Genomic DNA, 13,294 nt, shown 5'->3' with positions numbered 1-13,294 from the left:
TAATCAAAGTCCTGTCGAATGGCGGATCCAACCGAACCCGGCGCGATGACACCCGGGGACGGGGAAGACCCAACCGGTCCAGGCGGACCAGGCGATTCAGACGGCCGCATCATCCAGGCCGATCTGCGCAACGAGATGTCGCGCTCCTACTTGGAGTACGCGATGAGCGTGATCGTGGGCCGGGCTTTGCCCGATGCCCGCGACGGCCTCAAGCCGGTGCATCGCCGCATCCTCTACGCGATGTATGAGCTGGGCCTCACCAGCGACCGGCCCTACAGAAAGTGCGCCCGTGTGGTGGGTGAGGTGCTCGGTAAGTACCACCCCCATGGCGACACCGCGGTGTACGACGCCCTGGTGCGGATGGCGCAGGATTTCTCCATGCGCATGCCGTTGATCGACGGCCACGGCAACTTCGGTTCGGTGGATAACGATCCGCCCGCCGCCATGCGATACACCGAATCGCGGCTGCAGGCGCTCACCACCGACAGCCTGCTCGAAGACATCGAGTGCGAAACCGTCGATTTCATCGACAACTTCGACGGCTCGCAGCAGGAACCCACGGTGATGCCCTCGCGCATCCCGCAGCTGCTGCTCAACGGCTCCACCGGCATCGCCGTGGGGATGGCCACCAACATCCCTCCCCACAACCTCACGGAGCTGATCGATGGCCTGCTGGCGCTGATCGAGAACCCGGAGCTCGAAGATCGCGAGCTGATGCGGCTGATCCCCGGCCCCGATTTCCCCACCGGCGGCCAGATCCTCGGCCGCAGTGGCATCCGCGAGATGTACACCACCGGCCGTGGTTCGGTGACGATGCGCGGCGTGGCCTCGATTGAAATGATCGAAGCGAAGGGCCGGCCCGACCGCGATGCGGTGATCATCACGGAGCTTCCGTATCAAACCAACAAGGCAGCGCTCATCGAGCGCATCGCCGAGCTGGTGAACGACAAAAAGCTCGAAGGCATCGCCGACATCCGCGATGAATCCGATCGCGATGGCATGCGCATCGTGATCGAGCTGCGCCGTGATGCCTACCCGCAGGTGGTGCTCAACAACCTGTTCAAGCTCACGCCGCTGCAGAGCAACTTCAGTGCCTACATGCTGGCGCTGGTGAAGGCTGAGCCGGTGCTGCTCACCCTGCGCAAGATGCTCGAGGTGTTCCTCGACTTCCGCGTCGAGACGATCGAGCGCCGCACCCGCTACCTCCTGCGTAAAGCCGAGGAGCGCGATCACATCCTCTTGGGTTTGCTGATCGCCCTCGACAATCTCGACGCGATCATTGCCCTGATCCGCGCCGCCGCCGACACCGCCACGGCTCGGGCGGAGCTGATGGATCGCTTCGGCCTCAGCGACATCCAGGCCGACGCCATCCTGCAAATGCAGCTGCGGCGGCTCACGGCCCTGGAGGCCGACAAGATCCGGCTTGAGCACGAGGATCTGCTCGCCAAGATCACCGACTACAAAGACATCCTGGCCCGCAAGGAGCGGGTGCTGGCGCTGATCACCGAGGAGCTCGGAGTGCTGCGCTCCCGCTACGACTCGCCTCGCCGCACCGAGATCCTCGATGTGGAGGGTGGCCTCGAAGACATCGATCTGATCGCCAACGAGCGCTCGGTGGTGCTGCTCACCGAGAACGGCTACCTCAAGCGGATGCCGGTGAGCGAATTCGAAGCCACCAGTCGCGGTACACGCGGCAAGGCCGGCACTCGCAGCCAGGGCGAAGAGGCGGTGCGGTTGTTTATCAGCTGCAACGACCACGATTCGCTGCTGCTGTTCTCCGATCGCGGTGTGGTGTACACCGTGCCGGCCTACCGGGTGCCGCAGTGCAGCCGCACCGCCAAGGGCACGCCGATCGTGCAGCTGCTGCCGATCCCGCGCGAAGAGCAGATCACCTCACTGCTGGCGGTGAGTGAATTTGCTGAAGACGCGGTTCTGGTGATGCTCACCAGCGGCGGCTATATCAAGCGCACCCGTCTTTCGGCCTTCGCCAACATTCGCTCCAATGGTCTGATTGCGATCTCGTTGGAGGAAGGCGATGCCCTCACCTGGGTCCGTCTCGCCCAGCCCTGCGACAGCCTGCTGATCGGCTCCCGCAACGGGATGACCATCCACTTCCGCCTCAGCGATGAGGAGCTGCGGCCCCTAGGTCGCACCGCTCGCGGCGTGAGGGCGATGAATCTGCGCCCCGGCGATCAGCTCGTGAGCATGGATGTGCTGCCGGTTGAGCTCGCCGATCGGGTGGAAAGCAGCAGCGCTGCCGCCGATGAAGAAGACACCGAAGAGGTGGCCCCCAGTGAGGGCCCCTGGGTGCTGGTGGCTTCGGCCAGCGGCTTGGGCAAGCGGGTGCCGGTGGATCAGTTCCGCCTGCAGAAGCGGGCCGGTATGGGCCTGCGCTGCATGAAGTTCCGCCGCGATGGTGATGTGTTGGTGGGGCTGAAGGTGCTCGGCGCGGGTGAGGAGCTGCTGCTCGTGAGCGAGAAGGGTGTGATTGTGCGCATGCAGGCTGATGCCGTGCCGCAGCAGTCGCGGGCGGCCACCGGCGTGCGCCTGCAGCGCCTCGATAGCGGTGATCGCCTTTCGGAGGTGGTGCTGGTGCCGCCTGCGGCTGAGGAGGAAGCCGCGGATTCGGTGGCTGCCGGCGAGGCGGCCCCGGTGGACACCGCTGCCGATGCCTGATCACCGCGGCGATCTCTGGATCGCTAACACGGTGAGCGATCTGATCCAGGGGGATGTGCATGAACACCTCCCCCTCGAGGCCATTCCGCTCAATGGCGATGTGCTCGGTTTAGGCACCACCACCAGCATCGATAACGGCGAGCTCACCTTTCTGCCGAATGCCACCGGCAACACCACCATCTGGAAATGCCAGGCCAGTGATGGCGTCATCCGTGCATTGCAGAGCGGCGATGGCAGCGCTCACTTCCCCTATGTGTGCTTCAGCGGTGATGCTGCGGCCCTCAAGGTGCTGGTGGATCCGGCCGAGCTTGGAGATGTGGAGGGGGTGCCGTTGCAGGAGCTGGTGGGTCAGGCGATTGCGCAGGTGCGACGCCAAGGCCGCTTGGATGAGGCGCCGATCTATGGGTTGAGGGCCGAGCTCGATTGGCGCTCGCTGGTGATCACGGTGGCCTCCAAACTGTGCATGGGCCAGCAGCGCCGCAACACCGCCATCGCCAGCAGCGCGGCCAGTGAGGGCACCGCCAGCCGCAGCATCTATCAACTGCTGCAGCACTACCGCCTGGCTGAGCAGGACCCTGGCGATCCCGCCGATCCCATTCGCTACCTAGGCCGTTCACTCCAATGGGAGTGCTGCGGTTTTTTTGACACCGATCCCGCCACCGGACGCGGGACCATCCCCGCGGAGGGCGCTCATCTGCATCTGCATGGCTGCAGCGTGGATCTGCGCTATGGCGGCCATCTGCATCATGAGCACCCCGGCACGGCGCTGCGGGCGGTGCGGCGCCTCGCGCTCTATCCGCTGCAGCAGCTGCACGCGCTGGTGAGTGATCTGGCTGTGGAGCAGCTGCGCTTCGAGGCGGGGGCTGCCTGCTTCAGCGTGGTGAATCTCGGAGCGATGGATGTGAGCGATGTGGGGGTCGCCGTGGTGGTGAACGATCGCTACTCCGGCCATCGCTATCTGCGCCTGCCTTGGCTGGCCGCAGGAGCGAGTGAGCAGTTCAGCGTGCCGCTGGATCTGCGCCCAGGGGGCCATCGCATCGAGGTGATCGCCGATCCCGAGCGACAGATTCTGGATAGCGAGGCGCTTCAGGCCAATAACCGAGCGGTGTTGGAGGTTCAGCTCTGATGGGGCAGTCCGCTCCGATCGACGTCCTGGTTCTTGGTGCCGGACCGGCAGCCCTTTGCATCGCGGCCGCCCTCTGCGAACGGGGCGTGGCCGTGCAGGGTTTGGCGCCGGAGGATCCAACGGCCCCCTGGCCCAACACCTACGGCATCTGGGGCCCGGAGGTGGACGAGCTCGGCCTGCAGCCGTTGTTGGGCCATCGCTGGCACGACACCCGCAGCTATTTCGGTGATCGACTCGCCACTCCCGCCATGGCCCATGGCATCGACTACGGCCTGTTCGACAAGACGGCTCTGCAGCAGCATTGGTGGACGCCCTGTCAGGACGCTGGTGCCAGCTGGCATCGGGGCCGGGCTGTTGCCATCGAGCACGATGCCAATGGCTCGGTGGTGATCACCGAGGCTGGTGAGCGCCTGCAGACGCGGTTGGTGATCGATGCCAGCGGCCATCACTCACCCTTTGTGCAGCGCCCCGATGAAGGTCCGGTGGCGGGTCAGGCCGCTTACGGCATCGTTGGGCGCTTTTCAGCGCCGCCGGTGGATCCCGGCCAGTTCGTGCTGATGGATTACCGCTGTGATCACCTCAGCGAAGCGGAGCGGCGCTGCGGCCCGCCCACCTTTCTCTATGCGATGGATTGCGGCGAGGGGGTGTTCTTCGTGGAGGAGACGTCGCTCGCCTTGGCGCCCCCGGTGCCTTACGAGCTGCTCAAGGACCGGTTGATGCGGCGTTTGGCTCTGCGCGGCATCAGCGTGGAGGAGGTCCAGCATGAGGAGTTGTGCCTATTCCCGATGAACCTGCCCCTGCCGGATCTGCGACAACGGGTGGTTGGTTTCGGCGGCTCGGCTTCGATGGTGCATCCGGCCTCGGGGTACATGGTGGGATCGCTGTTGCGGCGGGCACCGGCCCTGGCCGAGGCGATCGCCGCTGGCCTGCAGGATCCCCAAGCCCGCGGCCAGCAGCTGGCGGTTCAGGCCTGGCAGGCGCTCTGGCCCCTGGAGCTGCAGCGCCGGCATGCGCTTTATCGCTTTGGCCTGGAGAAGTTGATGCGGTTTTCCGAGCTGCAGCTGCGGGCTCACTTCACCACTTTCTTCTCCTTGCCGCGCGAGCAGTGGTTTGGCTTTCTCACCAACACCCTCAGCCTGCCTGCCTTGATTGCAGCGATGGTGCGCTTGTTTGTGCTGGCGCCCTGGAGCGTGAAGGCCGGGCTGATGCTGATGCAGGGCCGGGAGTTGCCGTTGGGTCTGCGGATGCTCAGGCCGTAGCCCCGGCGCAGGAGCTGCCCTGGCCGGCGGTGCAGCCGAAGCAGTGATTGCCCCAGTGAATGGCGCGTTGCTCGAGCTGTTCGCGCCTAATCCTCGCGATCGTGGTCGGGGTGCTGCCGAGCGGTAGCTCGAGCATCTGGTTGAAGTCGCAGTCGAACAGCTGACCATCTGCTGCCACCGAGAGCGTGTCGCGGCACATCAGGCCGTTGAGTGCCTCGGGGTTGAAGGCGTCGTGGAGCAGCTTCAAGTAGCAATTCACATGGCCATCGCGCTGCAGTTGCTCCAAGAAGCGGGCGATCGGCATGTTGTTGAGGCCGATCAACTGATCGAACTGCACTCCCGCCAGCTCCTGCAGACGGCGTTTCCACTGGGCCGAGTCGCACGGGGTGAGCTGCTGCAGGCGGGTGCCGGAAGGGTTGCTCATCAGCGTGAGCTGCCGCCGGGGATCACCCTGGCCGTAGCCCAGCTGGTTGAGCCGCCGCAGCGCTTCGATCGAGGCTTCCCAGGTGCCATCGCCGCGCTGGGCATCGGTGCTCTCGGCTTCGGGTTGGGGCAGGCTCGCCACGATCTCCACCTGCTGCTCTGCGAGGAAGGCCGCTAGATCCCGCAGCGCTGGCAGCAGCAGCACCGTGAGGTTGCAGCGATCAATCACATGACAGCCCTGAGCCCGGGCCGCCAGCACCAGCTCCTTGAAGCGCGGATGCAGTTCCGGTGCACCGCCGGTGAGATCCACCACCGCCGGCCGCAGCCGCGCCATGGCCGCGATGCACTCCTCCACTACGCCATCAGGCATCAGGGTCTGCCCCTGATGGGGGCCCGCATCCACGTGGCAGTGGCTGCAGCGCATGTTGCAGAGCTTGCCCAGGTTGAGTTGCAACACCCGCAGGGCGCTGCGGCGGGGCGCGCTGAGTTGGCGCTGTTGCAGGCTCGCTTCGAATTGCTGCTCAGCGGGCAGAGCCCGAGCCAGTAGCTCCAGTTGCTGGTGAGGGCCGAGCGCGGCGGTGGAGGTCAGGGTGCAGCAGCTGGGATCTGCGCCCAGTCTGCGGCGTTGATCAGCGGGAAGAGCGCATCTTCGGCGCGGACGGCTTCCAGCCAGCCATCGGGTAGTTCCACCTCGCCATCGATGGCCCCCAGTAGCCGCCAGAAGCGGCCCAGATGCCGCTCGATCCGCTCGCGCGCCAGTTCGGTGGTGGTGCCCGCCCGCAGGATGAAGCTCCAGTCGGAGCTCTGGGCCAGCAGCAGTTCGCGGCCCGCCTGGTTGAGCAGCTCCCGCGCCTGTTCGCTGCCCACGCCGCGGCTCACCCGGGCCACCATGGCCCGCGAGGCTCGGTTCCACTCCGGAATCACCCAGGCGTTGCTGTCGTTGAGCCAGTAGTTGTGGTAGCCGCCCTGGCCCCAGCTCGAGGGGGAGGGCTGGCAGAGCTGCAGGCTGTCGCCGCGGCTGAGGGTGTCGCGGAGGGTGGTGAGCCCCACGCCGCTGGCGGGTGCCTGGCGGAACAGCTCCGCCAGAAAGCGCGGGCCTTCAAACCACCAATGCCCGAACAGTTCGGCATCGAAGGGGGCCACCAGCAGGGGCGGACGCTCCATGGCGGTCTGCAGCTGCTGCAGGTGCCGGGCGCGACCTTGCAGGAAGTGAGCTGCATCGCGCTGAGCACTGGCATGGGCGGCGGCTGGCTCATAGGCCTGCTTGGCATCGAGGCCGCAGTCGCGGCTGCTCACCCGGTGCAGCTTCAGACCAAGCGGCCGGCGGCAGCCAATGCCGCGCTGTTCGAGTTCGACCTCGGGGAGATCCCAGCCCAGATCGCGGTGGAATTCCCGGTAGCTGGCATCGCCGGGGTAACCATCACGGGCGCTCCACACCGGCAGGGTGGATTCGCTATCACGCCCGAAGAAGGCCATCCCCGCTGGAGTGCAGATGGGGGCATACACCCCGTAGCGAGGCCTGGGCTGGCCGTGCAGCAGGCCGTGGGCGTCGAGGATGGCGTAGCGCAGGCCGCAGCTCACCAGTAGGCGATCGAGGCCTTCGTAGTAGGCGCATTCCGGCAGCCAGATGCCCTGGGGCCGCACTCCCAGCAGCCGTTGGTGTTCGCGCACGGCCGTGAGCAGTTGCGCTCGCACCGCTTCGGGGGAATCCCGCAACAGCGGCAGGTAGCCGTGGGTGGCGGCGCAGGTGAGGAGATCCAGCACCCCCGCCTGCTGCAACCGCTGGAAGCGCGGCAGCAGGTTGCCGTTGCAGCGGTGCCATGCGGCTGAGGCGCTGCTCAGTTGCTGGGCGAGATCGGCGGCGGCGGCTTCAAAGCCGGCCGGGGCCTGGAGCAGCAGTTCCTGGCGCACCGCCAGCCAGGGGCCGAACCGCTCGCTCAGGGTGCGGCTGCTCAGCAATGAGAGCAGCGTGGGCGAGAGGCCCATGCTCAGCCGGGGGTGCTGGGCTGGATCGGCGGCGGCCGTTTCCAGCACGTCCAGCAGGGGCAGATAGCACTCCAGCAGCGCCTGGAAATACCAGTCTTCCTCCAGCGAACCCGGTTCGCTGGAGTGCACGTAGGGCAGATGAGCGTGCAACACCAGGGCGAGTTCGCCGTGGGTGGTGGTCTCCGTGGCCAGTGCGCCGGTGGCCAAGGTCCCAGCTCAGAGTGGGGCGACTTTACGCGCTGCTTTTAGGCTCAAGCCAGTGATTCGGCAGCGATGCAGCTGGCTCTGGCGGTCGACGGCCACAGCATGTTCTACGTGCAGCAGAAGCTGGGCTGGTTTTTCGACCCCCGCCGGCTGCTGGCCCATGCCACAGCCACGGCGGGTGTGGAGATTGGCTCGGCCTTCTGGTACACGGGCCTGAAGGACCCCACCGATCAACGCCCCTTCCGCGATGCGCTCACCAGCCTGGGGTTCACGGTGCGGACCAAGCCCCTGCGGGAATTTGGCGGGGATGCCGATCAGCGCCAGTTCGCTCGCGCCAATCTCGATGTCGAGATCGCCATCGATTTGTTGTCGGTGGCCCATCGCATTGATGAAGTGTGGCTGCTCAGCGGCAGCCGCGATCTGGAGCGGCTGGTGGAGGTGCTGCGGATCAAGGGGGTGAAGGTGGTGCTGATCAGCACCGACGGCATGGTGCCCCGTGAACTGCGCAATGCGGCGGATCGTTTTGTGGATCTGGCCGAGCTGAGGCCGCAGCTGGAGAAAAACGAGGCACCGCTGGCCAGCGTTGGTCGCAGCTGAGGCCGCACCCCTAGGATGGGGCTAACTCATAACCATTCCGACTTGTAGCCGTCATGGCCCGCGATCCCGGCCGGGTATTGATTTTCGATACCACCCTGCGCGATGGGGAGCAGTCCCCTGGCGCCAGCCTCAACCTGGAGGAAAAGCTGGCGATCGCGCAGCAGCTGGCTCGCCTGGGCGTCGACATCATCGAGGCCGGTTTCCCCTTTGCCAGCCCTGGCGATTTCAATGCCGTGCAGCGCATTGCCGCCACGGTGGGCACGGCTGATGGTCCGGTGATCTGCGGTTTGGCCAGGGCGGCCAAGGGCGACATCAAGGCCTGCGCCGAGGCCGTCGCTCCGGCGGTGAACAAGCGCATCCACACCTTCATCGCCACCAGCGACATCCATCTGGAGCACAAGCTGCGCAAGAGCCGCGCCGAGGTGCTGCAGATCGCCGGCGAGATGGTGGCCTATGCCCGCTCCCTCGTCGACGACGTGGAGTTCTCCTGCGAGGACGCCGGCCGCTCCGATCCGGAGTTCATGTATCAGGTGATCGAGGCCGCCATTGCCGCTGGCGCCACCACGATCAACATTCCCGACACGGTGGGTTATGCCACCCCAACGGAATTTGGTGCCCTGATCGATGGCATCAACCGCCATGTGCCCAACATCGATCAGGCCGTGATCTCCGTGCACGGCCATAACGATCTGGGCCTGGCTGTCGCCAACTTCCTCGAGGCGGTGAAGAACGGCGCCCGCCAGCTCGAGTGCACGATCAATGGCATCGGCGAACGCGCCGGTAACGCCTCCCTCGAGGAGCTGGTGATGGCGCTGCACGTGCGCCGCAGCTACTACAACCCCTTCCTGGGTCGCCCTGCAGACAGCACCGAGCCCCTGACGGGGGTGCGCACCGAGGAGATCTACAAAACCTCACGCCTGGTGAGCAATCTCACCGGCATGGCGGTGCAGCCGAACAAGGCGATCGTGGGCGCGAATGCCTTCGCCCATGAGAGCGGCATCCACCAGGACGGCGTGCTGAAGAACCGCCTCACCTACGAAATCATCGATGCGCGCACCATCGGCCTGGCCGATAACCGCATTTCCCTCGGCAAGCTAAGCGGCCGCAGCGCCTTCCGCGCTCGCCTCGAGGAACTCGGCTACACCCTCGAGCGCGACGACCTCGACGACGCCTTCGCCCGCTTCAAGGAGCTGGCCGATCGCAAGCGTGAGATCAGTGATCGCGATCTCGAAGCGATCGTGAGCGAGCAGGTGCAGCAGCAGGATGAAGCGCGCTACAGCCTCAAGCTGGTGCAGGTGAGCACCGGCACCAACCTGCAGCCCACCGCCACGGTCACCTTGGTGAACGGTGATGGTGCTGAGCTCACCGAAGCCGCCATCGGCACTGGCCCTGTGGATGCGGTGTGCCAGGCCCTCAATCAGCTGGCACGGGTGCCGAATGAGCTGGTGGAGTTTTCGGTGAAGTCGGTTACTGAGGGCATCGATGCCATGGGTGAGGTGACGATCCGCCTGCGGGCTGATGGCGTTCTGTATTCCGGCCATGCCGCCGACACCGACATCGTGGTGGCCGCGGCGCAGGCGTTTGTGAATGCGCTGAATCGCTTGGTGGCTGGCACCCAACGCTCGCCGTTGCACCCCCAGAAGGCTCCTCTGCCGGTAGGTGATCTCGCCCCGGCGGAGCGTCCGCGCCTCTGATGGCTCAACCCGCGAGTGGTCGCCCCCGCAGCCTGCTGGCCAGTGGGCTGCAGTTGGCACTGCTGCTGCTCATCGCCGTAGCGATGCTGGTGCCCCTGTTCTGGCTGGTGAGCACCTCCCTCAAGGGCCCGGCCGAAAACATCTTCACCACGCCGCCGGCGCTGCTGCCCAGCCAGCCCAGCCTCGAGGCCTATCAACGGTTGTTCGCCGACAACCCGATGCTCGGCTACATCCGCAACAGCGCCATCGTGAGCGGCCTGGCGGTGCTGGCCAACCTGCTGTTCTGCTCGCTGGCGGCCTACCCGCTGGCGCGGATGCGCTTCGCCGGGCGCGGCCTGGTGCTGGCTCTGGTGGTGGCCACGATCCTGATCCCCTTCCAGGTGGTGATGATCCCGCTCTATCTGCTGATGGTGCAGCTGGGGCTGCGCAACACCCTCTGGGCGCTGATCATTCCCCAGGCCGCCACCGCCTTCGGCATCTTTCTGCTGCGCCAGAGCTTTGCCGGCGTGCCGGTGGAGCTGGAAGAGGCGGCGCGCATCGATGGCTGCACCCCCCTGGGGGAATGGTGGAACGTGATGATCCCGGCGGCCCGAGCCGATCTGATCACCCTGGCGATGTTCGTGTTCATCGGCACCTGGAGTGATTTCCTCTGGCCGCTGGTGATCCTCGACGACCCGAATCTCTACACCCTGCCCCTGGGCTTGCAGCAACTGGCCAGCAGTTTCTCGCTCGATTGGCGCCTCGTTGCCGCCGGCGCAGTGGTGTCAATCCTGCCGGTGCTGGCCTTGTTCATCGGCTTGCAGCGGTACATCCTGCCCAGCGCCAGCGGCGATGCCGTGAAAGGCTGAAGCTGCCGCCACCGCCCGCTCCATCGCGCATGGCCCAGCCGAATGACGCCAATGCCTCCACCAGCATGGAGGTGCTCAGCCTCTTTCCTCGCTATCTGCTGAAGGGAACCCTGGAGCCGCGCTTGCTCGAGGCGCTGCAGCAGTTGGCTCAGCAGGTGTTGGCCGACCCCGGCTCCACCCCCGATGCCGCCGCCAAATTGGCCGGGCAGCTGGCGCTGCAGCGGGAGCTGGGGCCCCAGTATCCGGCGGTGGCCGAGCTGTGTGCCTCGGTGCTGATCCCCGCTTGCGAGCGCTGGATTCGCCATGTGATCGATCAACAGCCACCCAATGGCCGTGGCCCCTGGACCCCCGGCCGTTACCGGCTGCAGATGATCGATGTGTGGCTCAACGTGCAGCGCGCCGGCGACTACAACCCCACCCACACCCATGGCGGCAGTTTCTCGGGGGTGATCTTCCTGCAGGTGCCGCCCCAGATCGTGAACGACAGCTTCGATGGGCAGCTCTGTTTCCACGGCCCGGAGGAGTGGCACATCCAGAGCTTCCGCACCGGCATGGCCAAATACGTGCTGCCGGTGCCTGGTGAGTTCTATGTTTTTCCGGCTTGGCAGCCCCACTCAGTGGCGCCTTTCCGCGGCGAGGGGGAGCGCTGGTCGCTGGCGTTCAACGTGGTGGCGGTGCCCCAACAACCTGGTGCCCCTCCAGCTCCCGCCGCTATGCGCGGCAACGTGTCGCTGTCATTGGGGCGCGAGAAACCAGGCGGCTTCGGCTGAAGCCGGAGCACCGCACACCTCAACGCCCAGAGCTCAGCTTCCGCTCAGGCTCCACAGGCCTGCCACCAGGCGCTTCAGGGCTTCGCTGAGCTCTGCAGACCCGAGCATTCCGTAGCTGAGCCGCAGGCAGCAGCCGCTCAGCCCGAAGCTGCTGCCGCTCACCAGCGCCACCCGGTGCTGGCGGATCAGCTGCTCCATCGCCTGATCGCTGCTGAGGGAGCTCTCAAGCTGCAGCAAGGCATAGAAGGCGCCATCGGGCTGGGCCAGGAGGCGCCACGGGGCAGCCGGCTGGCTGAGGGCATCGAGAACCTGTTGGCGCCGTCCGGCGAGGCCGTGAATCTGGCCGCGGCACCAATCAGCGCCGGCGGCCAGCGCTCCGAGGGCGGCTTGCTGGTTGAGTTGTGGTGGGTGGATCAGGATTGTGTCCTGCACCTTGGCCAGTTCGGCCATCAGGCTCTGCGGCACCACCGCCCAGCCGATGCGCCAGCCCGCCATGCCATGGCTTTTCGACAGTGATCCAAGCGTGATCGTGTGGCTGCCGCTGCCTGCCCCACGGCCAGGGCTCCACACCGATTCACCCCCGTAGCTGAACAGCGCGTAGGCCTCATCGCTGATGTGCAGCAGTCCGCGCTCGGCGCAGAGGCGGTTGATCGCCGCCAGCACATCCCGCGGGAACACGGCGCCACTGGGGTTGTTGGGGGAGATGGTCACGATGGCGCGGGTGCGCGGCGTGATCGCCGCCGCAAGGCGTTCCGAATCCGGCACCACGCCGGCCTCCACCGCAACGGGCGTAGCGCCCGCCAGGCGGATCGCCATCTCGTGGTTGAAGTAGTAAGGAACCGGCAGGATCAGCTCATCGCCGGGGTCGCAGAGCACCTGCACCACAGCGTTGAACGCCATATTGCTGCCGGCGGTGATCAGCACCGCGCTCTGGCACAGGTCCAAGCCCTGTTCGCGCTGCAGCCACAACCCCAGTGCTTCACGCAGCGCCTCGGATCCGGCCACAGGGCCGTAGCGATCGAGGCCTGGATCGTGCTGCTGCAGCGCCGCAGCCACGGCCTGGTGCACCTGCTCTGGTGGCCCCCAGCTCACCATTCCCTGGCCCAGCGAAAGCGTGCCGGGGGTCTGACGAATCAGTTCCCCCATCACAGGAATCACCGGCTGCTGCACCTGCTCCAGCCGGCGGGCGGCTGCAGGTTGTTTCATTCCTGACCGCTGGGCAGCGGCGGCAAGGCGGGCAGGCGGCCCGGCTTGGGTTTGCTGGTGCGGCCATTGAGATCCACGCCGTTGTCGAGGGGGAACTGGGGCTCGCGCTCCTGGCTGCGCAGCTGGGCTCGCAGGCTGGCCTGTTCACTCCTCAGGCTCTGCACGGTCTGCTCCAGACCTTCGAGGTTTTGCAGGCGCTCAGCGGTGGAGCGCACCTGCTCCTCCAGGGCATTGGTGCGATCGAGATCCTTGTCGTTCTCCAGGGTCTGCAGCTTGTCTTGCAGGGTCTGGATGCGTTCACCCTGTTGCCGCACCTGCAGCAGCAGCACCACGAACAGCACGGCCACCAAGGCGGTGAGGCCGGCACCGGTGCGGCGCATCCAGGTGGGTAAGGGGGCTTGCGGGCTGCTGGAGCTGGCGCTGGGGCTCATGGACCGGCTTCGGATTCGTCAAGTTTGGAATGCGCCGCCTCCCTTGGCGAGGCTTTTGGCTAGACCAGCTTCAG

11 protein-coding genes are annotated in these 13,294 nt (G+C 66.1%); 7 read left to right on the top strand and 4 right to left on the bottom strand.

Features of this window, described 5'->3' with window-relative positions; all coding sequences use genetic code 11:
• Nucleotides 1-45 precede the first annotated feature (45 nt).
• From gyrA to crtL, 3 genes are read left to right on the top strand one after another with little or no spacing between them, the layout of a single operon-like run.
• Nucleotides 46-2,676 (top strand): DNA gyrase subunit A, encoded by a 2,631-nt coding sequence (gyrA, locus tag H9532_RS11660; RefSeq protein WP_296369045.1) that lies wholly within the window; start codon nt 46-48, stop codon nt 2,674-2,676.
• Nucleotides 2,669-3,802 carry a hypothetical protein gene (locus H9532_RS11655; RefSeq protein WP_296368660.1) on the top strand — a complete coding sequence of 378 codons (1,134 nt, stop codon included), beginning with the start codon at nt 2,669-2,671 and terminating at the stop codon, nt 3,800-3,802. The genes gyrA and H9532_RS11655 overlap by 8 nt, the downstream gene beginning before the upstream one ends.
• A complete protein-coding gene (gene crtL / locus H9532_RS11650; RefSeq protein WP_296368658.1) occupies nt 3,802-5,061 on the top strand; it encodes a lycopene beta cyclase in 1,260 nt (419 codons plus the stop codon). Before H9532_RS11655 ends, crtL begins: the two co-directional genes overlap by 1 nt.
• Here the strand turns inward: crtL and arsS are convergent.
• A complete protein-coding gene (gene arsS / locus H9532_RS11645; RefSeq protein WP_296369043.1) occupies nt 5,051-6,016 on the bottom strand; it encodes an arsenosugar biosynthesis radical SAM (seleno)protein ArsS in 966 nt (321 codons plus the stop codon). The two genes, crtL and arsS, sit on opposite strands and share 11 nt — an antisense overlap.
• A gap of 53 nt (nt 6,017-6,069) precedes the next feature.
• Complete coding sequence (locus H9532_RS11640; protein ID WP_296368656.1) at nt 6,070-7,677, bottom strand: 1,4-alpha-glucan branching protein domain-containing protein; 1,608 nt, start codon at nt 7,675-7,677, stop codon at nt 6,070-6,072.
• Nucleotides 7,678-7,743: 66 nt separating this feature from the next.
• Between H9532_RS11640 and H9532_RS11635 the strand changes: the two genes are divergently transcribed.
• Genes H9532_RS11635 through H9532_RS11620 form a run of 4 tightly spaced genes read left to right on the top strand, consistent with a single transcriptional unit; the run spans nt 7,744 to nt 11,583 of the window.
• Nucleotides 7,744-8,271 carry an NYN domain-containing protein gene (locus H9532_RS11635; protein WP_296368655.1) on the top strand — a complete coding sequence of 176 codons (528 nt, stop codon included), beginning with the start codon at nt 7,744-7,746 and terminating at the stop codon, nt 8,269-8,271.
• A gap of 53 nt (nt 8,272-8,324) precedes the next feature.
• On the top strand, nt 8,325-9,965 hold the full coding sequence (locus H9532_RS11630; protein ID WP_010303649.1) for a 2-isopropylmalate synthase: 1,641 nt from the start codon (nt 8,325-8,327) through the stop codon (nt 9,963-9,965).
• On the top strand, nt 9,965-10,813 hold the full coding sequence (locus H9532_RS11625) for a carbohydrate ABC transporter permease (protein WP_296368651.1): 849 nt from the start codon (nt 9,965-9,967) through the stop codon (nt 10,811-10,813). The genes H9532_RS11630 and H9532_RS11625 overlap by 1 nt, the downstream gene beginning before the upstream one ends.
• Nucleotides 10,814-10,842: 29 nt before the next feature.
• Nucleotides 10,843-11,583 carry a putative 2OG-Fe(II) oxygenase gene (locus tag H9532_RS11620; protein ID WP_296368649.1) on the top strand — a complete coding sequence of 247 codons (741 nt, stop codon included), beginning with the start codon at nt 10,843-10,845 and terminating at the stop codon, nt 11,581-11,583.
• 33 nt (nt 11,584-11,616) lie between these two features.
• Here the strand turns inward: H9532_RS11620 and H9532_RS11615 are convergent, their stop codons facing one another.
• Both H9532_RS11615 and H9532_RS11610 read right to left on the bottom strand, forming a co-directional pair.
• Entirely contained in the window at nt 11,617-12,789 is a 1,173-nt protein-coding gene (locus H9532_RS11615) for an aminotransferase class I/II-fold pyridoxal phosphate-dependent enzyme (protein WP_296368647.1), read from the bottom strand.
• Nucleotides 12,786-13,220, bottom strand: coding sequence for a hypothetical protein (locus H9532_RS11610; RefSeq protein WP_296368645.1), 435 nt, complete (start codon nt 13,218-13,220; stop codon nt 12,786-12,788). The genes H9532_RS11615 and H9532_RS11610 overlap by 4 nt, the downstream gene beginning before the upstream one ends.
• Between the last annotated feature and the right edge of the window lie 74 nt (nt 13,221-13,294).

This window comes from Vulcanococcus sp. Clear-D1 (genome assembly GCF_014654725.1).
Classification (GTDB): domain Bacteria; phylum Cyanobacteriota; class Cyanobacteriia; order PCC-6307; family Cyanobiaceae; genus Vulcanococcus.
This window is presented reverse-complemented; position numbering and strand designations above follow the sequence as displayed.

What these genes read in the sequence shown, in the direction of transcription:
- gyrA (WP_296369045.1), top strand. Translation starts at nt 46, where the DNA reads ATGACACCCGGGGACGGGGAAGACCCAACCGGTCCAGGCGGACCAGGC.
- H9532_RS11655 (WP_296368660.1), top strand. Translation starts at nt 2,669, where the DNA reads ATGCCTGATCACCGCGGCGATCTCTGGATCGCTAACACGGTGAGCGAT.
- crtL (WP_296368658.1), top strand. Translation starts at nt 3,802, where the DNA reads ATGGGGCAGTCCGCTCCGATCGACGTCCTGGTTCTTGGTGCCGGACCG.
- H9532_RS11635 (WP_296368655.1), top strand. Translation starts at nt 7,744, where the DNA reads ATGCAGCTGGCTCTGGCGGTCGACGGCCACAGCATGTTCTACGTGCAG.
- H9532_RS11630 (WP_010303649.1), top strand. Translation starts at nt 8,325, where the DNA reads ATGGCCCGCGATCCCGGCCGGGTATTGATTTTCGATACCACCCTGCGC.
- H9532_RS11625 (WP_296368651.1), top strand. Translation starts at nt 9,965, where the DNA reads ATGGCTCAACCCGCGAGTGGTCGCCCCCGCAGCCTGCTGGCCAGTGGG.
- H9532_RS11620 (WP_296368649.1), top strand. Translation starts at nt 10,843, where the DNA reads ATGGCCCAGCCGAATGACGCCAATGCCTCCACCAGCATGGAGGTGCTC.
- H9532_RS11615 (WP_296368647.1), bottom strand. Translation starts at nt 12,789, where the DNA reads ATGAAACAACCTGCAGCCGCCCGCCGGCTGGAGCAGGTGCAGCAGCCG.
- H9532_RS11610 (WP_296368645.1), bottom strand. Translation starts at nt 13,220, where the DNA reads ATGAGCCCCAGCGCCAGCTCCAGCAGCCCGCAAGCCCCCTTACCCACC.